Origin of the sequence: Pseudobutyrivibrio sp. (assembly GCF_015057185.1) — a bacterium.
Taxonomy (GTDB): Bacteria; Bacillota; Clostridia; order Lachnospirales; family Lachnospiraceae; genus Pseudobutyrivibrio.
In genome coordinates, this window is record NZ_SVEV01000016.1 from 49,301 (window position 1) to 74,402 (window position 25,102).

The window sequence follows — 25,102 nt, forward strand, 5'->3', positions numbered from 1 at the left end:
AAATAATATACAAGCAGGAGAATTAATATGGAAAAATGTTTAGCACCTTCAATACTATCAGCAGATTTTGGAATATTGAAAGAACAGCTGCAATTAATTGATGAAGCAGGAGCACAATACGTACATTTTGATGTTATGGATGGCTTGTTTGTGCCTAGCATCAGCTTCGGATTACCTGTTTTAAAAACTATTCGTCAGTACACGGATAGACTTTTTGATGTACATTTGATGATTATGGATCCAGAAAGATATGTAAAGGATTTTGCTGAGGCAGGAGCTGATATTATTACGGTGCATGCTGAAGCCTGCAAGCACTTAGATGCTACAATCGATTTGATAAAAAGTTGTGGAGTAATGGCAGGCGTAGCAATAAATCCTGCAACACCAATCAATGACATTATTCATGTGCTAGACAAGGTTGATATGGTTTTGATAATGACTGTCAATCCAGGTTTTGGTGGTCAAAGTATGATTCCTTATACAGTGGATAAGGTTAGGGAGCTATCTGTTCTTGCTAGACAAAAAAAGCTAAAACTTGATATAGAAGTTGATGGCGGAGTTAATATGGACACCATTGATGATGTGCTTGAAGCAGGAGCTAATATTATAGTTGCTGGCTCTGCAGTATTTAAGGGCGACATCAAGGCCAATGCAATGGCCCTTTTGGAGAAAATGGAATGAAGTGCATAATAATAGCTGGCGGCAAAATTGAGGATGATTTTTTAGAGGCTTTTTTTAAGGAACAGGAGCAAGAAAAACAGTTCATAATTGCTTGTGATAAAGGCTATGAGACATGCGAGCATTTGAACTTAACACCTAACCTAGTAATTGGGGATTTTGATTCTGCTAGTCAGGGGGTAGTGGATAGAATTACTGCTAGGGGAATCGAAATCAAAATTCTAAATCCAGTGAAGGATGACACAGATACTGAGGCTGCTCTTAGGTATGCATTTGATATTACCGATGAATTAGATTCGATTTTTATTTTTGGCGGTACAGGCTCTAGAATAGACCACATGCTAGGGAACATCGCCTTACTTGGTCTTGGGTTAAAAAATAATAGAAATGTTATTCTTTTAGATTCTCATAATTTTATTCAGATGATACGTCCAGGTGACATTTACATTGTGGATAAGGAAGAAGGACTTTTCGTTTCAGTTATCCCTTATATGGGAGTGGCGCGAAAGGTTACAATGGAAGGATTCAAATATCCTTTGACAGAGGCTGACATAAAAGGTTTTGACACATTGACTATTAGCAATCAGGTGGTGGCTCAGGAGGGACATATTTTCCTAGAGGATGGATACCTGATAGTTATTGAAAGCAGAGATTAGGATTAGTACGGGAGAAGAAAATGCCAGTTTTCGATTTTAACAACAGCGGAAATGAAAAGAAAGAATCAGTAAAAACATATGTGACATTTAGGTCGGAAGAACCAGAAGCTACAGGGGATAAACCGTTTTTGGTTTTGTCAAATAATTCTGGGAAAATGGTTCACCATGTAAATGGAGCATTTACAAATCCAGGGGTTCGAAGCAGCTTTGAAGGAGAGTTTCAAGGCGGAGTTACCTCTGAAGATATTCTTAGAATAGATCTTAGATTTGTAAGCTTAATAGGTTGGCTGGGAGAGAATCACATACCAGTTAGATTATCTGGAAAGTGTACTTCTGAGGGCTATGCTGTATATAAAATTAGAGAAACTGGTATTGGTAATGGAAAGCTTTCATCAGAAGATGGATTCTTACAGTTTATGATGGATAGATTGTTTGCTTCTAATGCCCCTTCAGAAGAGGAGCTAGATGAGGAAGAGGCAGAAGATGGTGATGATATGAAGCTCACCAGCATCCAGTCTATTACTGACTTTATTACCTGTGCAGGCAGAACCTTCCCAGATAATATAAGATTGTGGGCTCGTCGTAATCTTGCAGTGGCAAAATCTGCAGAAGTTACTATTGAAGAACGACGACATGCTCAACGAGCTTTATCAATAATGATAAACATTCAGTGGAAGAGTGATTATTTTGAGGCTATTGATCCAGTGGAGGCTAGAAGAATTCTTGATGAAGAGCTTTATGGTCTAGAGTCTGTTAAGCAAAGAATTATGGAGACAGTTATTCAGGTTAACCGTACCCATACTTTGCCAAGCTACGGTTTGTTGCTCTGCGGACCTGCGGGAGTTGGTAAATCTCAGATTGCCTATGCGGTAGCTAGAATTCTTAAATTGCCATGGACTACTCTTGATATGAGCTCTATAAATGATCCAGAGCAGCTTACAGGCAGTTCTAGAATTTATTCCAATGCAAAGCCTGGAATTATAATGGAAGCTTTTTCCAATGCAGGAACTAGCAACCTTGTATTTATAATAAATGAGTTAGATAAAGCAAATTCTGGCAAAGGAAACGGAAATCCTGCAGACGTGCTTTTGACACTTCTTGATAACCTTGGTTTTACAGATAATTATATGGAGTGCATGATTCCAACAATGGGTGTTTATCCTATTGCTACAGCAAATGTAAAGGCTGACATATCAGCACCATTAATGTCTCGATTTGCGGTAATTGATATTCCTGATTATTCTGTTGAAGAGAAAAAGGAGATATTTAGACGTTTTTCTCTGCCAAAGGTTTTGAAACGAATCGGTATGACTCCAGAAGAGTGTCAGGTTACAGAAGATGGCCTTGATGCGGTTATGGAGAAATTTGTTATATCTACTGGAATTAGAAATGTTGAGCAGGCTGCAGAGCATCTGGCTGCCAATGCTCTATATCAAATAGAGGTAGATGGAGTTAAGGAAGTTGTCTTTGATAGAAAAATGGTAGAAAAACTTTCTTAATTTGGGTTTACAAAAAGTTGTTTTATGTGTTAAAGTTTTTTTGTTAATTCAAACAATTTAATTTAGAAAAATGAAAGGAGAGCAGCTATGGATAAATCGGACAGTCACGGGCGATTATTTAGCGACGAGGCAAATAGTAAGCTTAGTATGGTAGCTGCTCTTGATATATAAATAGAGTAGTTTTCATTTAATGAGCTTGTTCTTGTCATCGTCTACAGTAACTGTTTTCTGATAAGGACAATCAGAAAACGTTGCCCAGCAGGTCCTTATTGTCTTAGACAATATCTAGATGGATCTGCTTCATTTTTTGTGGTGACTTTATATTTATTTCATGTTCATGTGAAACTATGGAAAACAAAGAATTATTAGAGAACGATATTACTCAAGAAATTATTGACCTGCTACGCTCTAATATCGGTGCAGAAGAGCTAATGGAGGCTTTGGATGATTATCATGAGAATGATATCGCCGAGGCGTACGAAGCCCTTGATAAGGAAGACCGCCAGAGACTATATGGCATTTTGGGCGCTGAGCGTCTTTCTGAAATCTTCCCTTACATTGAAGATGTAGGAGAGATTTTAGCGGAGATTACTCCAGAACAGGCCGCTGATGTCCTTGAAAACATGGATGCGGATGACGCGGTAGATGCTCTTGAAGACATCGAGGACGAAGAACAGAGAGAGCAGTTGATTTCTTTGATGGACAAAGACGCATCTGCAGATGTTCGACTCATTAATTCCTACGATGAGGATGAAATTGGTAGCATGATGACTACTAATTTCATAGTTATTGGCAAGAGCTTTACCGTAAAGCAGGCAATGCGTTCTTTGATTGCTCAGTCAAAGGACAATGACAATATCAATACTATTTATGTTGAAGACGAAAACAAAAAATATTACGGAGCTATTGAACTTAGGGATTTGATTTTAGCTAGAGATTACACTCCTCTAGAGGACATAATTTCCCATAGCTACCCAAGCATAAAAGCCGATGCTCTCATTGCAGATACAATTGAGGATTTGAAGGATTATGCTGAGGATTCAATTCCAGTACTTAATCCTGCAGATGAGATTATTGGTGTTATTACATCTCAGGATATCATCGAGGCTGTAGATGATGAGATGGGTGAGGATTACGCTAAGTTAGCTGGTTTGACCGCAGAGGAAGATTTAAACGAGCAACTTGGGGAGAGTATTAAAAAGCGCATGCCTTGGTTGCTGTTATTATTAGGGCTAGGGCTTGTTACCAGCTCGGTAATAGGTATTTTTGATAAGGTTGTAGCATCTGTAGCAATAGTTGTTGTATTCCAATCCTTGATTTTGGATATGGCAGGAAATGTTGGAACACAATCCCTTGCTGTTACCATTCGTGTTCTTATGGATGAAGAAATTTCTGGTGTAGAAAAAGCCAAATTCATTCTTAAGGAAATGCGAGTTGGTGGTACAAATGGACTGATTCTAGGTGTGATTGCATTTGTATTTGTGGCTTGCTATTTACATGGCTTCAAAGGCTACCTTTGGGTGCATGCATTTAGAATTTCTGCAATAGTTGGATTTTCACTTTTCGTTGCTATGATTGTGTCAAGCTTTATAGGAACTATTATTCCTATTTTCTTCCACAAAATTAAAGTTGACCCAGCTGTAGCGTCAGGTCCACTAATTACTACAATTAACGATTTGGTTGCGGTAGTAACTTACTATGGACTGGCAGGCTTACTGTTGGTAGGACATATTTAAAATAAAGCATCGTATGTTGGTTTTGTTACGAATCAACATGCGGTGCTTTTTTCACAAATTCTACATAAATAACTACAAAATCTTGTGGAACTTAAGGGGCAATTGGAGTAAAATTGAATTATCAGAAAAGTTATCTGCAATACGCAGCGCTGACTGATAATTTAATATGCAAGGAGCGTGACCCCTATGAAGAAAAACTACGTATTAGACACCAACATTTTGATTCATTGTCCTTCGGCCATGTTTGGTTTTGATGATAATAATGTTATCATCACCACCACTACTTTACAGGAGCTTGACTCAAAGAAAACCGCCTATGCTGAGGTTGGTTATGGTGCCAGGGAGTCTATAAGAAATATTGAATCTATAGAAGGGGACTACGCTGCTGGGGTGGAAATGCCAAATGGCGGCACCTTCAAAATAGCCAAAGAGTCTGAGTTCGAAAAACTGGTTCCAGCTGAATTTACCATGGACAGACCTGACAACAGAATAATAAATGGAGTTTTAGCAATTGCTAAAGCTAGTGATTTGGAAACAATACTTGTTACAAATGATATCTCAATGAGGATCAATGCTACTATGTGTGGCTGCGTTGTGCAGGGCTATCACAATGAGATGATTCTTGATAACGAGAATTATTCAGGACGTCGAGATATTACTCCAGAAGATATAGAAAGTCCATTTAATAAGGGCTTTATAGTAAATGAATTTGGAATATGTAGAGAAGGTAGCAATTCTGCTTTATATACATTTAAAAATGATGGTTGGCATCTATTAAAGGATAGAGATTATTATACTCCTTATTGTCAGCCAAGAAATGTGGGCCAAAGGTTTGCTTTATATGCACTTTTGGCGCATCCGGAGGATATACCACTCGTAATCCTAAAGGGTAGTGCAGGAACAGCAAAAACCTTCCTATCCTTGGCTGCTGGTTTACAGGGCTATTATCACAACGGTTATGACAGAATAATGATTACCCGAAGCAACACTCTTTCTGATAATGATTTAGGCTTCCTTCCAGGAGATTTGGAAGAAAAAATGACGCCACTTATTGCTCCATTTATGGATAACCTGCAGGTACTTTTAAAGGGACAGAATGAGGAAAAGGAGCAGGTTAAGCTTCAGATAGAGGATATGTTTGAAACAGGTATTATCGAGATATGTTCATTGGCCTACATGAGAGGTCGCTCGCTTGTTAATTCATTTATCATAGTAGACGAGGCACAGAACTGTACCATAGGTCAAATACTTGAGATTATTACTAGAGCAGGCAAGGGATCGAAGGTTGTACTACTTGGTGATCCAGATCAAATTGATTCTCCAAAGCTAGACAGAAAGAATAATGGTCTTTCCTTTGCAGCAGAGAGAATGAAGGGTTCAGAACTTTGTGCTCAAATTACCTTTGACGAAAGTGAAACAGTGAGAAGTCCACTGGCTGCCGAAGGCGCAAAGAGACTTGTAATAAAATAATTGCTTATCATCAGTATTATAATAAATCCTCCTTTGGGGCCCTAGGTGAGTAGGGCTCCTTTTTTGGAAATAACTGTACCACTTGAAATAGTACAGAGAATGTGTATACTAAGCATTAGAAAGCAGAATGATTTTGAAAGTTAGATATAGGGTTAAATTTTGTTTGGTTGGGAGATATGGAGGTTAGTATGAAAAAAAAGATACCACTGATGCTTGTGGTAGCATTAGTTACATTTGCGTTAATTGCATGTGATACTGAGGAGACAGAGAAGGCGGCTACACCACAGAAGGTGACAGAGACGACAGAAGAACCTGAGGAAACTGTTAACGACACCGATTCTTTGCCTGAATATACATACACAGCCGTGGCTTATGATGATGTATATGAGTATTTCACTGGCTCTATCCAGTGTGTGGAAATTACAGATACAAATCATTCCACACTGGCGGATGCTGTTAACGAATATTTCTCAGAGCAGGTTGAGACTTTTAATAAAACCTGCGAGAACATGGTGAATGAGGCAAAGGATACCAATGCTCAGCTTGAAAAGGATAAGGCTGACAATGAAGGTGCTGAAAATGAATTTGTCTACGACTATGTTGCCTATTATTCATACACTATCAGCGCTGAAGTTACTAGATGTGACAACCAGTTATTTAGCATTCATTTGAGCGAGTATGACTACGAGGGTGGTGCCAATGGGGTTCAGAATGAATATGGTGTGACCTTTGACACTCAAACAGGAGAAATCCTTGAGAATACCAGCTTTGAAGCTAGCGTTTCTAATATTGCACAGGCCATTAGAAATGATATTGATAACAGCTCCGAAGAAGCAAAGAGCATGCTTATGGATGACTATGATGACTACATTGCACGTATGGAGACAGGACTATTATCTACTGTAGGTGTTTGGTTTAATGAGCGAGGCATTGTCATTGGATTCCCAGAAAGCACAATAGCGCCACATGCTGCAGGCTCTGTTACATTCAACATACCATATAGCCAGCTGGAAGGATTCGATGAAAAATACATACCTTCAGGCGATTTCTATACATCTGACATTTCTACATTCGGACTTGCTGATTTGATAGATGTAAATGGAGATGGTGAGAATGAGATAGTTTACTTAGAAAGCGTAGAAGATGAGGAAAACTATTCTACAGAGTTCACCCTTCATATTGGAGAAAATGAAATCAAATTAAATGATCCTGACGTTTTTTACTGTGAGCCGATGTTTGTTCACTCAAGCACAGGAAATTATATTATGATAGTCACTTCAGGTTCTAGTGATTGGAATGTTATCCATTTGTATGATGCAGATAAAAACTATACATTGGTTCAGGAATTAGATGGCTCTATCCAAAATATTGAGGACAATGTAATCACTGTACAATACAGAGTAGATGCCTTTGGTACCTGGGGTGCCACAAAGGATTATCAATATGATGGAAATGGATTTTCGACCACAGAAACATTTGACAAATTGTCAAATGATCCAAGAACAAATGGAAATGCAATGGGAATCACCCTTAAAAAAGATTTAAGATATACAGATAATAACGGAGACAGTGCAACCGTTGAAAAAGGCACAGTTATCTACCCAATCACCAAATACGATTCAGAAATCGAGTTTGTAAATGAAGATGGCACAATACAAGGCATTTTCACATACAAATACAAAGATGGAGTTCGCTACGTAGATGGCGAAAGCGAATACGATTTATTCGATAACATGCCATACGCGGGATAAGCCAGACCAAAAGGCCCGCTGGATTTTAAATCCAGCGGGCCTTTAATGCGAAAAAGTCTATTAAATAAGCTGATTTTTTGCTATAATTCAATGTTGACTAAGTAGGTTAAATAAATGATTGATTATTGAGGAGATATACATTATGAGAATAGGCACGGGGTATGATGTGCATAAGCTCGTTGAAGGCCGTGATTTGATTATTGGTGGCGTTAAAATAGATCACACTCTTGGATTGTTGGGACATTCTGATGCTGATGTTCTTTTGCATGCTATTGCAGATGCGGTCCTTGGAGCGGCTGGACTCAAAGATATTGGTGCACATTTTCCAGATACTGACCCTAAGTACAAGGGGGCAGATTCCATGAAGCTTCTAGAACAGGTTAGAGAGCTTGTTATGGATAAAGGCTATGTGGTTGGAAACGTTGATGCTACAGTAATCGCACAGGCACCAAAGCTGAGACCTTTCATCGACCAGATGGAAGAAAACGTTGCACGATGTTTGGGCATCGATGTAGATCAGGTAAATATTAAAGCTACTACCGAGGAGCACTTGGGATTCACTGGCCGAGAAGAAGGCATTAGCGCTCAGGCAGTATGTTTGCTTTATGAGTTTTATGATGGAAGCAATGTAGTGTTTGATAGCGGACGTAGCTGCGAAGGCTGCTCTGGTTGCAAACGTGGAAAATAAAAGAATTTTCATTAGACAAAGAAAATAATTATATGAGCAGGTAGGTAACAAGCTCTTATGCTTCTGCGCGAATCGTTTTAGATGAGCAAAGAAGCTATAAGGCTTGTGACCGTAACCCTGCGGATTAGGAGAATAAAAATGTTTAGGTTTTATAATACTTTGAGTAGAAAAGTGGAAGATTTTCATTCGAATGAGGAGGGTAAGGTAGCAATGTACACTTGCGGCCCTACTGTTTATCATTTTGCACATATTGGAAATATTCGTACATATATCATGCAGGATGCACTTATTAAATCGCTTGAGTACGCAGGATACGATGTTAAGCGTGTTATGAACATTACAGACGTAGGACACCTTTCAAGCGATGCTGACACTGGTGAGGATAAAATGGTAGCTGGTGCAAAGCGTGAGCACAAAACAGTTATGGAAATTGCAAAGTTCTATACAGATGCATTCTTTAAGGATTTTGATGCAGTTGGCAATAAGCGTCCAGACGTTGTAGAGCCGGCAACAAATTGTATTCCTGAGTTCATCCACATGATTGAGACACTTATTGAAAAAGGCTATGCATATTTAGCTGGCGGCAATGTTTACTTTGACACAAGCAAGCTTTCAGATTATTATGTATTTTCTTCATCAGTTGAAAAGGAAGCACTTGAGGTTGGTGTTCGTGATGATGTAGAAGAGGATACAAACAAGAAAAATAAAACAGACTTTGTACTTTGGTTTACAAAATCAAAGTTTGAGGACCAGGCTCTTAAATGGGATAGTCCTTGGGGCGTAGGCTACCCAGGATGGCATATTGAGTGCTCATGCATTTCTATGAAGCACCTTGGAGAGTATATGGATATTCACTGTGGTGGTGTTGATAATATTTTCCCACATCACACAAATGAGGTGGCTCAGTCAGAGGCTTATCTTGGACATAAATGGTGCAACTACTGGTTCCATAGCAATCACCTTAATGACCAGTCAGGAAAGATGTCAAAGTCAAAGGGAGCTATCCTTACAGTTTCTGTTCTTCAGGAAAAGGGATATGATCCACTTGTATACAGATTCTTCTGCTTACAGTCACATTATCGTAAGCCACTTGTATTCTCTTGGGAGAATTTGGACAATACAGTTCAGGCTTACAATAAGCTCGTTAAGAGAGTATCTGAGCTCAAGGCAGAGGGTGCAGTAGATGAGGCTGTTAAGAAGGAGTTTGAAGAAAAATTCTGTGAGGCAGTTTCAAATGATTTGAATACATCTATGGCTATCACAATTCTCTATGATGCCCTTAAGGCAGATACAAATGATGCTACTAAGCTTGCACTTGTAGAAAGCTTTGATAGAGTTCTTTCCCTTGATTTGATTGGTCATGCAAAGGCTCTTGAGGCGGGCAATGAAGTAGATGCTGAGCTTGAGGCATTCATCAATGATGCTATCGCTCGCAGAGCTGAGGCTAAAAAAGCAAAAGACTTTGCTACAGCGGATGCAATTCGTGATGAGCTTTTAGCAAAGGGTGTAGAGATTAAAGATACTCGTGAAGGAGTAGTATGGAAGCTAGTTTAAATGAATATTTAAATGGCAAATTTAATATCGAAGCAAAGGATATTAGAACATATTCACCGCTAACGCTTGCTTATATTGGTGATGCGATTTTTGATGTGGTGATTCGTTCCATCCTTGTTAATAAAGGTAATACCGCAGTAAACAAACTCCACCAGAGAGCAAGTTCTATTGTAAAGGCACCTACTCAGGCAAGAATGGCAGCAACGCTTATGGATGATTTTACAGAAGAGGAGTCTGACTGGTATCGCAGAGGACGCAATTCAAAGCCTCACACCAAGGCGAAAAATGCCACTACAATGGATTATTTGGAGGCTACAGGCTTTGAGGCGGTAATAGGATATCTTTATTTGACTGACAATATGGACCGTGTGTGCGAATTGGTTAATAAGGGCATTGCAGCCCTTGAGCTAGATATACTAGATTAGTGGAGCTTTAACAATAAAGTATATTAGAAAGTGTAAGGGAGTAGGCGATAATTATTTCCCTGTTTTTCGAGAGTATAGTGAAAACGATGAGAAAAACAGGGGGAATGATTGTAGCCGTAACTCCCGTAGGTTTGTAAAATGGAAGAGAGTAGAATTGTAGAGGGCCGCAATGCTGTGCTTGAGGCTTTTAGAAGTGGTAAAACTATAGACAAGTTGTTTGTGCTTGAGGGCTGCAAGGATGGCCCAGTTCAGACAATACTTAGAGAGGCTAAAAAGAGCAAGGATACAGTTATTAGCTTTGTAAAGAAGGAGCGACTTGACCAGCTTTCAGAGACAGGAAAGCACCAGGGCGTTCTCGCTTATGCTGCAAGCTATGATTATGTGGAACTTGAGGATATTATGGCATCAGCTAGAGAAAAGGGTGAGGATCCATTCCTTATTATCCTTGATAATATTGAGGACCCTCATAACTTGGGCGCTATTATCCGTACAGCTAATCAGGCTGGAGCACACGGCGTTGTTATTCCAAAGCATCGTGCAGTTGGACTTACAGCTACAGTAGCAAAGGCATCAGCAGGTGCAATCAATTACACTCCAGTAGCAAAAGTTACAAATATAAGCAAAACTATGGAAGAGCTTAAAGAACAGGGAATGTGGTTTGTATGTGCAGATATGGGTGGCACTACCATGTATGACCTTAATCTTACAGGCTCAATTGGTCTTGTAATTGGTAATGAAGGCCATGGAGTTTCTGATTTAGTTAAAAAGAATTGTGATATGATTGCCAGCATTCCTATGTATGGTGATATCGATTCTCTTAATGCGTCAGTTGCTTGCGGAGTATTAGCATACGAAGTTGTTAGACAAAGAATTAATAAGAGTAAATAAATTGGGAGTGAGCTATGGACGCTAGAGCCGAATATGAAAAGCTTACAGATGAACAATTAGTAAAAAAATATCAGGATGGCGATCAGGCCATCCTGAATTATATATGTGAGAAATACAAACCATTAGTACTAAAAAATTCAAAAAAGTATTTTTTGGTAGGCGGAGAAAACGAAGATTTAATTCAAGAAGGAATGATTGGATTATTTGGAGCTATAGGTGACTATGATACCACCTCTGAGGTTACATTTTTTCATTTTGCTTCTATGTGTATAGACAGGCAGATGATAAAGGCCATCGAAGCTAGTAATCGAAAAAAACATTCTCCATTAAATGCCTATGTGTCAATTTATAATGAGGATGGCAACGAAGTAGAAGAGCAGAATTTGACTACAGATGACCCTGCACAGTTGCTTATAGAGGCAGAGGAAAATCTCAGTCTCATCGACCGACTAAAATCGAATCTGTCACCATTAGAGCAGCAAGTATTTGATTTATACATGCAGGATTTTAATTATAAGGAAATCGCCGCTAAACTTGGGAAATCTGAGAAATCAATAGATAACACACTCACTAGAATCAAACAAAAAGCAAGGACTATTTAGCCCTTGCTTTTATTTATATTATAGTGGATACATATTAGGAACACGTTTTTTGAAAACCGCATATTCGGTAAAACCACAGCTAGATAATAATTCAGGAAGTCTATTGAAGTCTGCGGCAATGTCTTGTGGAATGTGAGCATCGGCACCTATTGTGATAAGGCGTCCACCTAACGCGCGGTATCGTTTTATTATGGAAGCAGCAGGATTAGGACTATTCATTCCTTTTCGATAGGCGGCTGTGTTTATTTCTAAGGCTTTGTCATTTTTTATGATGTGCTCAAGTATAGCGTCTATTATTTCTTTATAAGGCTCATGAGAATTATTTTTAATATGCTCGTCCTTAGCATATCTAAAGGCATAATCCAAATGTCCAACAGTATCAAAATCGGAAAAACCAGTTATGTTCTCGTAGATACAATTATAGTATCGAGTTAATAGTTCAATTGGATTTTTGTTTTCCCAAGTGCTTTCAAAATATGGATCTAGCTTATCAATGAGATGAGTGCTACCAATAATAAAGTCATAAGGTTGACTGGCTACAATTTTTTTATTCTCTTCCTGGACCCATGGCTGGAGCCCAACTTCAAGTCCAGTTAAAATTGTAAAATTATCATCTGAATTTTCTTCTGCTAGCTTATGCTGAGTAGGGTAGTAATTTTGAATATCTAGATCGAAGAAGCCATATTCTTCGGGATATCCTAAATCTAAATGATCAGTGAAGGTGATTCCACGAAGCCCCTTTGCTTTTGCAGCGTTTATCATATCGATAGGAGCGGTGTCAGAATCTCCTGAAAAACTAGAGTGCATATGATTGTCCCAAAACATAGTAAACCTCCTTAAGTTGAGGTAATTTTACCATAATAAAAGACTTTATCAACATTCTGAGCATATTTTAATTTTGGAAGATTGAGAAAAATTTAACATTCTTTCATTTAAGGGTTGAATTATGCTTGCAAGTTGTATAAAATGAAGTGCATACGGGGTTATTTTTTATAAATAGCTCGCTAAAAAATTTTTAAAAGAATCTTTAGGAGGATTTGAAAATGGCAGTAAGAGTAGCAATTAACGGTTTTGGCCGTATCGGACGTCTTGCATTCCGTCAGATGTTCGGCGCAGAAGGTTACGAAGTAGTAGCAATCAACGACTTAACTAGCCCAAAGATGTTAGCACATCTTTTAAAGTATGATTCATCACAGGGAAAGTATGAGCATGCAGATGAGGTTTCTTGCACAGATGATTCAATCATCGTTTGCGGTAAGGAAATCAAAATCTATGCATTCCCAGATGCAAACAATTGCCCATGGGGAGACCTTAAGGTAGACGTAGTTCTTGAGTGCTCAGGATTCTACACATCTAAGGAAAAGGCACAGGCTCATATCAATGCAGGTGCTAGAAAGGTTGTTATCTCTGCACCAGCAGGAAACGATCTTCCTACAATCGTTTACAATACAAACCATAAGACACTTAAGGCTTCTGATAACATCATTTCAGCAGCTTCATGTACAACAAACTGCTTAGCACCTATGGCTGACGCACTTAACAAGTACGCTCCAATCCAGTCTGGTATCATGGTAACAATCCACGCTTACACAGGTGATCAGATGACACTTGATGGCCCACAGAGAAAGGGTGATCTTCGTCGTTCACGTGCAGCAGCAGTTAACATCGTTCCTAACTCAACAGGTGCAGCAAAGGCTATCGGTCTTGTTATCCCAGAGCTTAACGGAAAGCTTATCGGATCTGCTCAGCGTGTTCCTACACCAACAGGTTCTACAACAATCCTTACAGCAGTAGTAAACAAGAAGGACGTTACTGTTGAGGGTATCAACGCAGCTATGAAGGCAGCAGCTAACGAGTCATTCGGTTACAACGAGGATGAAATCGTTTCTTCAGATATCGTAGGTATGAGATTTGGTTCTCTCTTCGATGCTACACAGACAATGGTTTCTAAGATTTCTGATGATCAGTACGAGGTACAGGTTGTTTCTTGGTATGATAACGAGAACAGCTACACATCACAGATGGTACGTACAATCAAGTACTTCTCAGAGTTAGCATAAAAATTGTCTATTTGCCCATCTGCTTCGTTATGTTGCGCTTGCAGTACTTAGTACAGCTTCGCTTATGTTCCTAGCCTATGAGCAAATATCCGAATTTTTTGGATTTTTCAAGGGTCCGGTCCTATTGGACCGCGGCCCTTTTTTATTTAAGATATTAATAAACTGAGCCTGTAAGTAACAAGCTCTTAGATTTCTCAAGCGAATCGTGTCAGATGAGCGGAGAAACGCTAAGGCTTGTAACTGTAACAGGCGTAGGTTTTTAAGGAGGAAAAGAATAATGGCATTAAATAAGAAGACAGTTGATGACATCAACGTAAAGGGTCGCCGTGTACTTGTTCGTTGTGACTTCAATGTACCTCTTAAAGCAGGTGAAATCACAGATGATACACGTATCAAGGCTGCTCTTCCTACAATCAACAAGCTTATCGCTGATGGTGGAAAGGTTATCCTTTGCTCACACCTTGGTAAGGTAAAGAATGGTCCTAACGAGGGCGAGTCGCTTGCTCCAGTTGCAAAGAGACTTTCTGAGAAGCTTGGAAAGGAAGTAAACTTCGTTTCTGATTACAACGTAACAGGTGAGGCTGCTACAAAGGCTGTTGAGGCTATGAAAGAAGGAGATGTAGTACTTCTTCAGAATACTCGTTTCCGTGGCGAGGAAGAAACAAAGAATGGTGAGGCTTTCTCTAAGGAACTCGCTGATCTTGCTGATGATTATGTATGCGACGCTTTTGGTTCATCACACAGAGCTCATGCTTCTGTAGCTGGTGTTACAAAGTTCATCACAGCAAAGGGTGGTTCTAATGTAGTTGGATACCTTATGCAGAAGGAAATCAACTTCCTTGGCAATGCTGTTGAGAATCCAGTACGTCCATTCGTAGCAATCCTTGGTGGCGCTAAGGTTGCTGACAAGCTTAACGTAATTAACAACCTTCTTGAGAAGTGCGACACACTTATCATCGGTGGTGGTATGTCTTACACATTCCAGAAGGCTTTGGGATACGAAATTGGTAAGTCACTTTGCGACGATACAAAGCTTGATTACTGTAAGGAAATGCTTGAGAAGGCTAAGAGCATGGGTAAGGAAATTCTTCTTCCACTTGATGCTGTTACAATCGCAGGCTTCCCAGATCCAATCGATGCTCCAGTTGAGTGCGAGACATACGATACAGAGAATATGCCAGCTGACAGAGAGGGTTGCGATATCGGACCTAAGACAATTGCTCTTTTCTCTGAGAAGGTTAAGACAGCTAAGACAGTTCTTTGGAATGGACCAATGGGTCTTTTCGAGAACCCAGCACTTGCTGTAGGTACAGAGGCAGTTGCTAAGGCACTTGCTGAGACAGATGCTACAACAATCATCGGTGGTGGTGATTCAGCAGCAGCTGTTAACCAGATGGGATTCGCTGACAAGATGAGCCACATCTCTACAGGTGGTGGAGCTTCTCTTGAGTTCCTTGAGGGTAAGGAATTACCAGGCGTTTACGCAGCAGACGACAAATAAAATTCGTCTTCTTCCTAAAAATTTCTGCGTTAACAGATAGCTCGCAGTAGGTTTACTACAGCTTCGTATCTGTTGCCTTGAAATTTTTGAAAGAATCCGAATTTAATCGTAAAGGTAATACACTTTTATTATTAGAATAATTTTAAGTAGCTATAAATCAGAAATTTAGCAAATGCTCTCATAAGACCTTGATGAGCCGTCCCTACTTAGATGGTGCGAAAGCAGCATCTTATGTAGGGCAACGAGCGAATAAGAGCGCAAGCGTGTCTGAGAGAGTATTTGATAAATTGATGATAATATGGCGAGAGGAGAACTATTATGGCAAGAAGAAGAATTATTGCCGGCAACTGGAAGATGAACATGACACCTTCTGAGGCTGTAAAGCTTGTTGCTGAGCTTAAGGATTTAGTAAAGAACGATGATGTAGATGTAGTATATTGCGTACCTGCAATCGATATCGTTCCTGTAGTAGAGGCTGTAAAGGGTACAAACGTAAACGTTGGTGCTGAGAACTTCTACATTGAGGATAAGGGTGCTTTCACAGGCGAGATTTCAGCTCCAATGCTTGTAGACGCTGGTGTTAAGTACGTTATCATGGGTCACTCTGAGAGACGTGACATCTTTGGTGAGAATGATATTCTTATCAATGCAAAGGTTAAGAAGGCATTCGCTGCTGGTCTTACACCAATCCTTTGCTGTGGTGAGTCACTTGCACTTCGCAAGGCTGGCACATACAAGGAGTGGATCGAGAGACAGATTACATGGGATCTTTCAGGCGTTACAGCTGATCAGGTAAAGAACCTTGTTATCGCTTACGAGCCAATCTGGGCTATCGGTACAGGTGAGACAGCTACAGCTGACCAGGCAGAAGAAGTTTGTGGATTCATCCGTGAGCTTATCGCTAAGCTTTATGATGGTGCAACAGCAGAGGCTGTTCGTATCCAGTACGGCGGATCTATGAACGCTTCAAACGCTGCTGAGCTTCTTAGCAAGCCAAACATCGATGGTGGTCTTATTGGTGGCGCTTCACTTAAGCCAGACTTCGGTAAAATCGTTAATGCCTAATCTATATTGAACTGCCTAACCTAGGACAATTTAGGTAAAAGTGTCAATTATATGATATAAAAACTCTTAAAGTTTTACATGCGCACCAGTGCTCTGGTGCGCTATTTTTGTTTTCTTGTAAGCCTATTTATGATATAATGTGCGCTGATGGACTTGTATATTGTCCATTTTGAATTGGAGGACTCATGAAACGAAATATTCGTTTATTACTTATAACAGCCTTTTTATTATGTGTTGTTACTGGTTGTGGCAAGGAAAAAGAAGAAGAGGTTATAGAACCTGTTGATACAGAACAAATTGCAGTAGATGGTGCAGAAGTAGAGGATTATTCAGTACTGAATTACAGTAGTTTGGAGGTTCTTGCATATGAAGGTGATTCAAAAGCACAGATTATGCTGGGCCGCACTTTAGAGTATGGAACTGAGGATACAAAGCAGGATTTCAATGCAGCGATTTCTTGGTACCAGATGGCTTCAGATTCAGGAGATGCTGAGGGTACTTGTGCATTAGGTTATTTTTATTTAACAGGTACAGGTGTTGACAAGGATTTAGATAAAGCCGAGGAATTGTTCAACCAAGCAATCGAGGCCGGTATTACAAATGCAAAAGTAGGTTTAGCGAGAGTTAAACTTGCAAAAGGAAATTACTTAGATACATCTGATTCGGCGTTTAATGCTGAAGACACAGAAGATTCAGAGAATATAGAAGAATCAGAAGAACAAGAAGAGACTGATACAGAAGAAACAGATGAACAGTTAGAAGAAATTATTACTCTTTTAACAGAAGCAGTACAGTCAGGAGATATTGACGGAGAGTATTACTTGGGATACATGTATGCTCATGGTATTGGTGTAGCTATAGATTTCAACAAGGCATTTGATTATTTCAACAGGGTAGTTACATCAGAGAAAACTGATTTAGAATATCAGGATGCTATTAATTACTCCAATATTGAATTAGGAATTATGTATATTCGTGGCAATGGTGTTGAAGCAGACAACGACCTTGCATTAGATTATTTTACCGCTGCATCTGATAACGGCTCAGCAAAGGCTAGTTATTATATTGGTCAGATGTATGAAAAAGGTATAGGTGTTGATAAGGACTATGAGAAAGCAATGGAATATTATCTCATTGCTGCCGAAAAGGAATATGCACCTGCACTGAATGAGATAGGTTATTTATACTACAATGGATATGGCGTAGATGTTGATTTTGCATCTGCTGTTTATTATCAAAAACTTGCTGCTCTTCAGGGTTATCCTATTGCACAAGTTAATTTAGGTTTTCTTTATGAAAACGGATACGGGGTTGAGAGGAATTTGGAAACAGCTTTATCGTACTATGAGATGGCTGCCAATTCAGGTTATGAGGGGGCTAATGAGGCTGTTGTCCGAGTAAAGGCACAGATTAATGAGGAAATGTAACTTTAACGCGACAGCAATTATTGTTACTATCTCTTTACTTACGGGGTGTGGCTTGAAATCGGCAGAGATAGAACATGTTAATATGGAGGCTGATACACCGCAATTGATAGAAATAGCGGATTTGTCTGATGCATGGGATGTTATTATGAACAATGCAACTAATGCATTTATCGGTGGACATCCGATTGACGAATCCTTTCTTGCAATGGTCACTGGCCAATACGGTGAGGATATTATTGAGCAAATAGCAAGCTATGCTAATTATGAAACACCGGAGATTTGGTATCAGCTTACTGGTAAAAGTATTCATGTTCTTTGGTATGATTACTGCCAAATGACAGGAATAGGCCTGTATAACTATGACAAGACCTATGTTGTAGATAGCTTAGAAGGAAACGATATAGTTATAGATTTTACTGGCGATTTGTCTTTCGCAGATGGAATTGCCACTACTACATATATGGATCAGCAGATGAATGGCATTGCAGATTGCTTTTCAGATGAATTGCTATATGAAATGAAATCTGCTGATATTTTGATGGTTAATAACGAGTTTGCCTATACCAATAGAGGCCAGGCCTTGGCTGGAAAGGCATATACCTTCAGAGGCGATCCTAGCAGAGTTAGTTTGCTAGAAGAGCTTGGAGTTGATGTGGTTTCTTTAGCTAATAACCATGTTTATGACTATGACCAAACAGGTCTTTTAGATACATTGGACACTTTAAATGGGGCGTCTATGCCTTATGTTGGTGCTGGAAGGAATCTTGAAGAGGCTAGAAAGCCTGTGTACTTTATTGTAGGCGGGCGCAAAATTGCCATAGTTGCAGCCACTCAGATTGAACGTACTTTGAACTACACCAAAGAAGCTACCGCGGATTCGCCGGGAGTTATGAAGTGTCTTCACCCTGAGGCTTTTTGTGAAACAATAAAAGAAGCAAAAGCCAATGCGGACTATGTTATTGTTTTTCCACATTGGGGAACCGAGGGTAACACTTATTATGGTAATGATCAATTAGCTCTTGCTAGAGATTTTGTTGAAGCTGGGGCTGATGTTATTATAGGTGGACATACCCATTGCCTTCAGACAGTAGAGTATATGGATGATGTACCGATTTTTTATAGTCTTGGTAATTACTGGTTTTCAACTACAGCCACAATGCCATCTGACTATAACACTGGAATAGCACAAGTTCGAATATCACCACTTGGAGAAATCTCTACTTATTTTATTCCTTGTGAGTTTTCCGCTGGAGTAACCAGCATGCTTGATACAGACGATAAAGCATATAGCGATATCATAGATACCCTTAACAATCAGTCGGTTTCGGCTGTGATTGATGAAGAAGGGAAAATTACAAAAAAATAATATATTGTACTAGCACATGCTAGATATTAAGGAGGATTTTCTATGAGTAAGAAACCTGTAGTACTTATGGTTCTCGATGGATATGGTATTAATGATAATCCAAAGGGAAATGCCATTGCGATGGCAAACACACCTGTTATGGACAAACTTATGGCTGAGTGCCCATTTGTTCAAGGACAGGCATCAGGAATGTTCGTTGGTCTTCCAGACGGACAGATGGGAAATTCAGAGGTTGGACACATGAATATCGGTGCCGGCCGCATCATTTATCAGGATTTAACTAGAATCACAAAGGCTATTAATGATGGTGATTTCTTCAATAATAAGGTTCTTTTAGAGGCAATTGAGAACTGCAAAAAGACAGGCGGAGATATTCATCTCTGGGGTCTTCTTTCAGATGGTGGCGTACATAGCCACATCGAGCACCTTTACGGTATGCTTGAAATGTGCAAGAAGAACGGTCTTGAAAATGTTTATGTTCATGCATTCCTTGATGGACGTGATACACCACCAGCATCTGGTAAGGATTTCTTAGCTCAGCTACAGAGCAAGATGGATGAAATCGGTGTTGGTAAGATCGCATCTCTTTCTGGTCGTTACTACGCAATGGATAGAGATAACAACTGGGACCGTGTTCAGAAGGCATATGATTCATTAGTTAAGGGCGAAGGCGTTCAGGCTACATCAGTTCAGGATGCTATGCAGGCTTCTTATGATGAAGGTGTTACTGATGAGTTCGTTCTTCCTACAGTTATTACCGATGCTGATGGAAAGCCTCTTTCAGTTGTAAAGAATGGCGATTCAGTTGTATTCTTTAACTTCCGTCCAGACCGTGCTCGTGAAATTACTAGAGCGTTCTGTGATGACAAGTTCACAGGCTTCGATAGAGAGTTCTTAAATCTCTATTATGCTTGCTTCAAGGATTACGACGAGACAATCCCTAACAAGCACATTGCTTTCGAAAAAGAGAGCATTTCAAATACATTTGGCGAGTTTTTAGCAAACAATGGTTTAAAGCAGCTTAGACTTGCTGAGACAGAAAAATACGCACACGTTACATTCTTCTTCAACGGTGGTGTTGAGGAGCCTAATAAGGATGAGGAAAGAATCCTTGTAAATTCTCCAAAGGATGTAGCTACATATGACCTTAAGCCTGAAATGTCGGCACCAGAGGTTGGAGCAAAGCTTGTAGATGCTATTAAGTCTGACAAGTACGATGTTATCGTTATCAACTTTGCTAATCCAGACATGGTTGGTCATACTGGCGTTATAGAAGCAGCTGTAAAGGCTGTAGAGCGTGTAGACTCACTTGTAGGCGATGCTGTAGAGGCAGTTAAAGAGATGGGCGGGGTAATGTTCATCTGTGCTGATCACGGTAATGCTGATAAGATGATTGATTATGAGACAGGAGAGCCTTACACAGCTCATACAACAAATCCTGTTCCATTTATTTTAGTTAACTATGACAGTGACTACACTCTCCGTGAGGGTGGCGCACTTTGCGATATCGCTCCTACACTTATCGAGGTCATGGGTCTCGAGCAGCCAAAGGAGATGACAGGAAAGTCACTTCTTATTAAGAAATAGTTAATAACAGCATTGCTGTTAAATAAAATTAAATAAAAAGAGAGAGGATTTGATTATGAAACCAATTAAAGAAGGAAAAGTAAGAGAAGTATACGATAATGGCAATAGCATTATCATGGTAGCCACAGATCGTATATCTGCATTCGACGTAATTTTAAAGAACAAGATTGTTAATAAAGGTGCAGTTCTTACACAGATGTCTAAGTTCTGGTTTGACCTTACAAAGGACATCGTTCCAAATCACATGCTTTCAACTGATGTAAAGGATATGCCTGAGTTTTTCCAAAATGAAGAATACAAAGGTAAATCAATGATGTGCAAGAAGCTTACAATGCTTCCTATCGAGTGCATCGTTCGTGGTTACATCACAGGTAGTGGCTGGGCAAGCTACAAGGAGAATGGTACTGTTTGTGGTATCAAGCTTCCAGAGGGGCTTCAAGAGTCAGATAAACTTCCTGAACCAATTTATACACCTTCAACAAAAGCAGAAATTGGTGATCATGATGAAAATATCTCTTTCGAACGTTCTATAGAGGTTCTTGAAAAAGACTTCCCAGGTCATGGAGAAGAGTACGCAACAGCTATCCGTGACAATACAATTGCTCTTTACAAGAAATGTGCAGATTATGCTCTTACAAAAGGCATTATCATTGCCGATACAAAATTCGAATTCGGTCTCGACGAGGAAGGTAATATTGTTCTTGCAGATGAGATGCTTACACCAGATAGCTCACGCTTCTGGCCACTTGAGGGCTATGAGCCAGGTCATGGTCAGCCTTCATTTGACAAGCAATTTGTACGTGATTGGTTAAAGGCAAATCCTGAGTCAGATTACCTACTTCCACAGGATGTTATCGACAAGACCATTGCTAAGTATTTAGAGGCGTACACACTGCTTACAGGCAAGGCGCTTGAGGTATAATCCAGTGCTTGAGGAAAATCGTACTAGATTTTTCAAATGAATGTGTAATTATAAGGAGAGGCAGCCTCAAGGAGAATTTCGAGAATATAGTGAAAACGATGAGAAATTCTTCTTGAGGATGCTAATCCGTTAGTATTAGGAGATTTTATGGGAGATTTATTATTGAAGGATACTCCGTGGGACGACTTGCATGAGGAGTGCGGCGTTTTTGCGATGTATGATTTTGATGGCGGAGACGTTGCCTCCTCTATTTATTATGGCCTTTTTGCTTTGCAGCATAGAGGACAGGAGAGCTGTGGTATAGCTGTTTCTGACACAAATGGTCCAAAGAGAAACTATGCTTTGGAAAAAGGCATGGGACTTGTAAACGAAGTATTTAATCAGGATATTCTAGAAGGAATGCACGGGGATATAGGTGTAGGACATACTAGATATTCTACAGCCGGTTCATCTTGCAGAGAAAATGCTCAGCCACTTGTACTTTCTTATGTAAAGGGTATTCTCGGAATGGCACACAATGGTAATCTTATCAATGCTGAGGAGCTTAGAGATGAGCTTTCCATGACAGGTGCTATTTTCCAGACAACTATAGACTCTGAGACAATAGCATATCTTATTGCTAGAGAACGTCTTAAGAGTGCAACTGTTGAAGAGGCAGTTGCAAAAGCTTGTGACAAAATTAAAGGTGCATATTCTCTCGTAGTTATGTCGCCACGTAAGCTTATTGCGGTTAGAGATCCACAGGGATTTAGACCATTATGCATAGGAAAACGTGATAATGCTTACATAATTGCATCTGAAAGCAGTGCTTTAGATACAGTAGGTGCTGAATTTATTCGAGATATTGAGCCAGGTGAGATAGTTACTATTTCGCCAGATTTTGGAATCAAATCCGACAAGAGCAGATGTGTTCCAAAGGCTCAGCATGGTAGATGTATTTTTGAGTATATTTATTTTGCTCGTACAGATAGTATTATTGATAACAAATCTGTTTATGAAGCTCGTATCAAAGCGGGTAGAGCTCTTGCACAGGATTCTCCTGTAGAGGCAGACTTGGTAGTTGGTGTTCCAGAATCTGGTAACGCTGCAGCCCAGGGCTATGCAATGGAATCAGGGATTCCTTATGGTACAGCATTCGTAAAAAATAGTTACGTTGGTCGTACATTTATTAAGCCAAAGCAGAAGAGCCGTGAGTCATCAGTTCAGGTAAAACTTAACGCACTTCGTGATGTAGTTAGGGGCAAAAGAATTATTATGATTGATGATTCCATTGTTCGTGGTACTACATCAGATAGAATTGTAAAAATGCTTAGAGATGCTGGTGCTAAGGAGGTACACGTTCGTATTTCATCGCCACCATTCTTATGGCCATGTTACTTTGGTACAGATGTGCCATGCCGTGAGCAATTAATTGCATATAATCATTCTGTAGATGAGATTTGCAAAATAATCGGTGCAGATTCTTTGGCATACTTAAAATTTGATCGTCTTTCAGAAATGGTTGATGGTCTTGAAATATGCCATGGCTGCTTCGATGGCGTCTACCCAATGGAACCACCAACCACTGATATCAGGGGTGAATATGATAAATAGGGTCCGCTAATTTGTTACATTCTCAAGCCTGAATATCACTCCGCTCAGCTTAGAATGCTTCGCTTGAGTAATACTCAGAGCTTGATAATTACAAATTAGCTCACTTAATGATTACATATTTATGCTGACACCAAACATTTGGTGGCCGCATTGAATAATAACGATAGGAGAATAATATGTCAGAAACAAATAGATACACAAGTCCGCTTAGTGAGCGTTATGCAAGCAAGGAGATGCAGTACATTTTCTCACAGGACAAGAAGTTTTCTACATGGAGAAAGCTTTGGATTGCCCTTGCAGAGACAGAAATGGAACTTGGACTTTCTCAGGATGGAAAGCCTGTAATCACTCAGGAAATGATTGATGAGATGAAGCAGCACATCGAAGATATTAATTATGATGTTGCACAGGCTAGAGAAAAGGAAGTAAGACATGATGTAATGAGTCATGTTTATGCATATGGTAAGCAGTGTCCAAAGGCAGCAGGAATTATTCACCTTGGTGCAACAAGCTGCTACGTAGGTGATAACACAGATATTATCATTATGCGCGATGCGCTTTTACTTATCAGAAAGAAGCTTGTAAATGTTATTGCAGAGCTTGCTAATTTTGCAGAGAAGTACAAGGCACAGCCTACACTTGCATTTACACATTTCCAGCCAGCACAGCCTACAACAGTTGGAAAGCGTGCAACACTTTGGCTTAATGAGTTTGTGATGGACTTAGAGGACTTAGACTATGTTCTTTCTACACTCAAGCTTCTTGGCTCAAAGGGTACAACTGGTACACAGGCTAGTTTCTTAGAGTTATTTAATGGTGACAATGAGACAATCGACAAGATTGATCCAATGATTGCTGAGAAGATGGGCTTTAAGGCATGCTATCCAGTTTCAGGCCAGACATATTCTCGTAAAGTAGATACTAGAGTTTGCAATATTTTAGCAGGTATCGCAGCTTCAGCTCACAAGATGTCAAATGATATCAGATTATTACAGCACCTCAAGGAAGTAGAGGAGCCATTTGAGAAGAGTCAGATTGGTTCTTCGGCAATGGCATACAAGAGAAATCCAATGCGATCAGAGCGTATTGCTTCACTTTCTCGTTATGTGATGATTGATGCACTTAATCCAGCAATCACATCAGCTACACAGTGGTTTGAGCGTACACTTGATGATTCTGCTAACAAGCGCCTTTCAATTGCAGAGGGATTCCTTGCTACAGATGGTGTGCTTGATTTATGCCTTAATGTTGTAGATGGTCTTGTTGTTTACGATAAGGTAATTACAAAGCGCCTTATGTCAGAGCTTCCATTCATGGCAACAGAGAATATCATGATGGATGCTGTTAAGCTTGGTGGAAACAGACAGGAGCTTCACGAAAAGATTCGTACACTTTCTATGGAAGCAGGTAAGAATGTCAAAGTAGAGGGTAAGGAGAACAATCTTCTTGAACTTATTGCAGCTGATGATGAGTTCCCAATGGGACTTGAAGAGCTTGAGGCAACTATGGAGCCTAGCCGTTATGTAGGTCGTAGTCCTCGCCAGGTTGAAGTATATCTTCGTGATGTAATAAATCCAATCCTTGATGCAAACAAGGACATTCTTGGTGTAACAGCTGAGATTAACGTTTAAAAA

The 25,102-nt window shown here is 39.7% G+C and carries 21 protein-coding genes; 20 read left to right on the forward strand and 1 reads right to left on the reverse strand.

Annotation, left to right across the window (positions count from 1 at the left end; translation table 11 throughout):
- The first annotated feature begins 27 nt into the window (after nt 1–27).
- From rpe to E7276_RS08110, 11 genes are all read left to right on the forward strand, one after another.
- A complete protein-coding gene (gene rpe / locus E7276_RS08060) occupies nt 28–681 on the forward strand; it encodes a ribulose-phosphate 3-epimerase (RefSeq protein ID WP_294216061.1) in 654 nt (217 codons plus the stop codon).
- Nucleotides 678–1,334: a thiamine diphosphokinase gene (locus E7276_RS08065; protein WP_294216063.1), complete on the forward strand. Its 657-nt coding sequence runs from the start codon at nt 678–680 to the stop codon at nt 1,332–1,334. Before rpe ends, E7276_RS08065 begins: the two co-directional genes overlap by 4 nt.
- A gap of 20 nt (nt 1,335–1,354) precedes the next feature.
- On the forward strand, nt 1,355–2,833 hold the full coding sequence (locus E7276_RS08070) for an AAA family ATPase (RefSeq protein WP_294216066.1): 1,479 nt from the start codon (nt 1,355–1,357) through the stop codon (nt 2,831–2,833).
- A gap of 347 nt (nt 2,834–3,180) precedes the next feature.
- Nucleotides 3,181–4,569, forward strand: coding sequence for a magnesium transporter (mgtE, locus tag E7276_RS08075; RefSeq protein WP_294216068.1), 1,389 nt, complete (start codon nt 3,181–3,183; stop codon nt 4,567–4,569).
- A 186-nt stretch (nt 4,570–4,755) separates the two neighbouring features.
- A complete protein-coding gene (locus E7276_RS08080) occupies nt 4,756–6,039 on the forward strand; it encodes a PhoH family protein (protein ID WP_294216071.1) in 1,284 nt (427 codons plus the stop codon).
- A 188-nt stretch (nt 6,040–6,227) separates the two neighbouring features.
- On the forward strand, nt 6,228–7,790 hold the full coding sequence (locus E7276_RS08085) for a DUF3298 and DUF4163 domain-containing protein (protein WP_294216074.1): 1,563 nt from the start codon (nt 6,228–6,230) through the stop codon (nt 7,788–7,790).
- 142 nt (nt 7,791–7,932) lie between these two features.
- Nucleotides 7,933–8,478, forward strand: coding sequence for a 2-C-methyl-D-erythritol 2,4-cyclodiphosphate synthase (ispF, locus tag E7276_RS08090; protein WP_294216077.1), 546 nt, complete (start codon nt 7,933–7,935; stop codon nt 8,476–8,478).
- Between the two features lie 138 nt (nt 8,479–8,616).
- On the forward strand, nt 8,617–10,032 hold the full coding sequence (cysS, locus tag E7276_RS08095) for a cysteine--tRNA ligase (protein ID WP_294216080.1): 1,416 nt from the start codon (nt 8,617–8,619) through the stop codon (nt 10,030–10,032).
- Nucleotides 10,017–10,457, forward strand: coding sequence for a Mini-ribonuclease 3 (locus tag E7276_RS08100; protein ID WP_294216081.1), 441 nt, complete (start codon nt 10,017–10,019; stop codon nt 10,455–10,457). Before cysS ends, E7276_RS08100 begins: the two co-directional genes overlap by 16 nt.
- Nucleotides 10,458–10,595: 138 nt before the next feature.
- Nucleotides 10,596–11,345: a 23S rRNA (guanosine(2251)-2'-O)-methyltransferase RlmB gene (gene rlmB, locus E7276_RS08105; RefSeq protein WP_294216084.1), complete on the forward strand. Its 750-nt coding sequence runs from the start codon at nt 10,596–10,598 to the stop codon at nt 11,343–11,345.
- Between the two features lie 14 nt (nt 11,346–11,359).
- A complete protein-coding gene (locus E7276_RS08110) occupies nt 11,360–11,947 on the forward strand; it encodes a sigma-70 family RNA polymerase sigma factor (protein WP_294216086.1) in 588 nt (195 codons plus the stop codon).
- An 18-nt stretch (nt 11,948–11,965) separates the two neighbouring features.
- On the opposite strand, the gene E7276_RS08115 is transcribed toward E7276_RS08110, so the two are convergent.
- The gene (locus tag E7276_RS08115; RefSeq protein ID WP_294216089.1) at nt 11,966–12,772 is read right to left on the reverse strand and encodes a histidinol-phosphatase HisJ family protein; all 807 of its coding nucleotides are present in this window, start codon (nt 12,770–12,772) and stop codon (nt 11,966–11,968) included.
- 218 nt (nt 12,773–12,990) lie between these two features.
- Here E7276_RS08115 and gap point away from each other — a divergent pair, with 218 nt between their 5' ends.
- From gap to purB, 9 genes are all read left to right on the forward strand, one after another.
- On the forward strand, nt 12,991–14,007 hold the full coding sequence (gene gap / locus E7276_RS08120) for a type I glyceraldehyde-3-phosphate dehydrogenase (RefSeq protein ID WP_294216091.1): 1,017 nt from the start codon (nt 12,991–12,993) through the stop codon (nt 14,005–14,007).
- A gap of 277 nt (nt 14,008–14,284) precedes the next feature.
- Nucleotides 14,285–15,508 carry a phosphoglycerate kinase gene (locus E7276_RS08125; protein WP_294216093.1) on the forward strand — a complete coding sequence of 408 codons (1,224 nt, stop codon included), beginning with the start codon at nt 14,285–14,287 and terminating at the stop codon, nt 15,506–15,508.
- A gap of 318 nt (nt 15,509–15,826) precedes the next feature.
- Nucleotides 15,827–16,573 carry a triose-phosphate isomerase gene (gene tpiA, locus E7276_RS08130; protein ID WP_028242618.1) on the forward strand — a complete coding sequence of 249 codons (747 nt, stop codon included), beginning with the start codon at nt 15,827–15,829 and terminating at the stop codon, nt 16,571–16,573.
- 185 nt (nt 16,574–16,758) lie between these two features.
- Nucleotides 16,759–18,000, forward strand: coding sequence for an SEL1-like repeat protein (locus E7276_RS08135; RefSeq protein ID WP_294216102.1), 1,242 nt, complete (start codon nt 16,759–16,761; stop codon nt 17,998–18,000).
- Nucleotides 18,001–18,052: 52 nt separating this feature from the next.
- Nucleotides 18,053–19,366: a CapA family protein gene (locus E7276_RS08140; protein WP_294216105.1), complete on the forward strand. Its 1,314-nt coding sequence runs from the start codon at nt 18,053–18,055 to the stop codon at nt 19,364–19,366.
- A 42-nt stretch (nt 19,367–19,408) separates the two neighbouring features.
- Nucleotides 19,409–20,953, forward strand: coding sequence for a 2,3-bisphosphoglycerate-independent phosphoglycerate mutase (gene gpmI, locus E7276_RS08145; protein WP_294216107.1), 1,545 nt, complete (start codon nt 19,409–19,411; stop codon nt 20,951–20,953).
- A 55-nt stretch (nt 20,954–21,008) separates the two neighbouring features.
- Nucleotides 21,009–21,875, forward strand: coding sequence for a phosphoribosylaminoimidazolesuccinocarboxamide synthase (locus E7276_RS08150; protein ID WP_294216109.1), 867 nt, complete (start codon nt 21,009–21,011; stop codon nt 21,873–21,875).
- Between the two features lie 147 nt (nt 21,876–22,022).
- The gene (gene purF / locus E7276_RS08155; RefSeq protein WP_294216111.1) at nt 22,023–23,468 is read left to right on the forward strand and encodes an amidophosphoribosyltransferase; all 1,446 of its coding nucleotides are present in this window, start codon (nt 22,023–22,025) and stop codon (nt 23,466–23,468) included.
- A 176-nt stretch (nt 23,469–23,644) separates the two neighbouring features.
- Nucleotides 23,645–25,099, forward strand: a complete 1,455-nt coding sequence (purB, locus tag E7276_RS08160) for an adenylosuccinate lyase (RefSeq protein ID WP_294216113.1) — start codon at nt 23,645–23,647, stop codon at nt 25,097–25,099.
- The last annotated feature ends 3 nt before the right edge of the window (nt 25,100–25,102 follow it).

What these genes read in the sequence shown, in the direction of transcription:
- rpe (WP_294216061.1), top strand. Translation starts at nt 28, where the DNA reads ATGGAAAAATGTTTAGCACCTTCAATACTATCAGCAGATTTTGGAATA.
- E7276_RS08065 (WP_294216063.1), top strand. Translation starts at nt 678, where the DNA reads ATGAAGTGCATAATAATAGCTGGCGGCAAAATTGAGGATGATTTTTTA.
- E7276_RS08070 (WP_294216066.1), top strand. Translation starts at nt 1,355, where the DNA reads ATGCCAGTTTTCGATTTTAACAACAGCGGAAATGAAAAGAAAGAATCA.
- mgtE (WP_294216068.1), top strand. Translation starts at nt 3,181, where the DNA reads ATGGAAAACAAAGAATTATTAGAGAACGATATTACTCAAGAAATTATT.
- E7276_RS08080 (WP_294216071.1), top strand. Translation starts at nt 4,756, where the DNA reads ATGAAGAAAAACTACGTATTAGACACCAACATTTTGATTCATTGTCCT.
- E7276_RS08085 (WP_294216074.1), top strand. Translation starts at nt 6,228, where the DNA reads ATGAAAAAAAAGATACCACTGATGCTTGTGGTAGCATTAGTTACATTT.
- ispF (WP_294216077.1), top strand. Translation starts at nt 7,933, where the DNA reads ATGAGAATAGGCACGGGGTATGATGTGCATAAGCTCGTTGAAGGCCGT.
- cysS (WP_294216080.1), top strand. Translation starts at nt 8,617, where the DNA reads ATGTTTAGGTTTTATAATACTTTGAGTAGAAAAGTGGAAGATTTTCAT.
- E7276_RS08100 (WP_294216081.1), top strand. Translation starts at nt 10,017, where the DNA reads ATGGAAGCTAGTTTAAATGAATATTTAAATGGCAAATTTAATATCGAA.
- rlmB (WP_294216084.1), top strand. Translation starts at nt 10,596, where the DNA reads ATGGAAGAGAGTAGAATTGTAGAGGGCCGCAATGCTGTGCTTGAGGCT.
- E7276_RS08110 (WP_294216086.1), top strand. Translation starts at nt 11,360, where the DNA reads ATGGACGCTAGAGCCGAATATGAAAAGCTTACAGATGAACAATTAGTA.
- E7276_RS08115 (WP_294216089.1), bottom strand. Translation starts at nt 12,772, where the DNA reads ATGTTTTGGGACAATCATATGCACTCTAGTTTTTCAGGAGATTCTGAC.
- gap (WP_294216091.1), top strand. Translation starts at nt 12,991, where the DNA reads ATGGCAGTAAGAGTAGCAATTAACGGTTTTGGCCGTATCGGACGTCTT.
- E7276_RS08125 (WP_294216093.1), top strand. Translation starts at nt 14,285, where the DNA reads ATGGCATTAAATAAGAAGACAGTTGATGACATCAACGTAAAGGGTCGC.
- tpiA (WP_028242618.1), top strand. Translation starts at nt 15,827, where the DNA reads ATGGCAAGAAGAAGAATTATTGCCGGCAACTGGAAGATGAACATGACA.
- E7276_RS08135 (WP_294216102.1), top strand. Translation starts at nt 16,759, where the DNA reads ATGAAACGAAATATTCGTTTATTACTTATAACAGCCTTTTTATTATGT.
- gpmI (WP_294216107.1), top strand. Translation starts at nt 19,409, where the DNA reads ATGAGTAAGAAACCTGTAGTACTTATGGTTCTCGATGGATATGGTATT.
- E7276_RS08150 (WP_294216109.1), top strand. Translation starts at nt 21,009, where the DNA reads ATGAAACCAATTAAAGAAGGAAAAGTAAGAGAAGTATACGATAATGGC.
- purF (WP_294216111.1), top strand. Translation starts at nt 22,023, where the DNA reads ATGGGAGATTTATTATTGAAGGATACTCCGTGGGACGACTTGCATGAG.
- purB (WP_294216113.1), top strand. Translation starts at nt 23,645, where the DNA reads ATGTCAGAAACAAATAGATACACAAGTCCGCTTAGTGAGCGTTATGCA.